Source organism: Antarcticirhabdus aurantiaca (assembly GCF_009765365.1).
Classification (GTDB): domain Bacteria; phylum Pseudomonadota; class Alphaproteobacteria; order Rhizobiales; family Rhizobiaceae; genus Antarcticirhabdus; species Antarcticirhabdus aurantiaca.
The window spans coordinates 1-982 of the sequence record NZ_VTOM01000061.1; the positions used below are offsets into that span (position 1 = coordinate 1).

The 982-nt window shown below is 64.0% G+C and carries 1 pseudogene; it reads left to right on the plus strand.

What is annotated here, in order from left to right:
- Positions 1-982, plus strand: a pseudogene (locus tag FZN60_RS28520) (IS3 family transposase); the annotation flags it as partial.

A 982-nucleotide genomic window follows, 5' to 3' on the forward strand; every position in this document is an offset into this window, starting at 1 on the left:
GTGAAGCGGCTGAAGGAGCTGGAGAAGGAGAACGAGCGGCTGCGCAAGGCGGTCTCGGATCTGACGCTCGAGAAGCTGATCCTGAAGGAGGCTGCATCGGGAAACTGGTGAGCCCCGCCCGCCGTCGCCAATGCATCGAGCACGTCATGAAGAAGCATGGCGTGAAGGAGCGTTTGGCGTGCCGGGTCCTGGGGCAGCACAGATCAACACAGCGCAAGGCGCCGAAGGGTCGCGCCGATGATGCGGCGTTGAGGGCCGACATCATCGAGCTGGCGACACGCTATGGGCGCTACGGGTATCGTCGGATCGCGGCCTTGCTTCGCGAGGCTGGCTGGGTCGTCAACGTGAAGCGGGTGGAGCGCATCTGGCGGCAGGAAGGTCTGAAGGTGCCTGCCAAGCAGCCCAAGCGCGGGCGGCTCTGGCTGAACGACGGCTCGTGCGTTCGGCTTCGGCCCGAACGGCCCAACCACGTTTGGTCCTATGACTTCGTTGAGGACCGCACCCACAACGGCCGCAAGTTCCGCATGTTGAACGTCATCGACGAGTTTACCCGGGAGTGCCTGTGCATCCGGATCGACCGGAAGCTGAGATCCTCGGACGTCATCGATGTTCTGTCGGACCTCTTCATCCTGCGCGGCGTGCCGGGACACATCCGCTCCGACAACGGCCCGGAGTTCATCGCCAAGGCGGTTCGCGAGTGGATCACCGCGGTCGGTGCCAGAACGGCGTTTATCGAGCCTGGCAGTCCGTGGGAGAATGGCTACTGCGAAAGCTTCAACTCCAAGCTCCGCGATGAACTTCTGAACGGTGAGATCTTCTACAGCCTCGCCGAGGCCCGCATCGTCATCGAGAGCTGGCGCCAGCACTACAACACCAAGCGTCCACACTCGAGCCTGGGCTACAAACCGCCGGCACCAGCCGTCGTGCCGTGGCCGGCTGCGCCACCCCAACCCGCTTCGCCGGCCACCTCAAACGTCGCCGA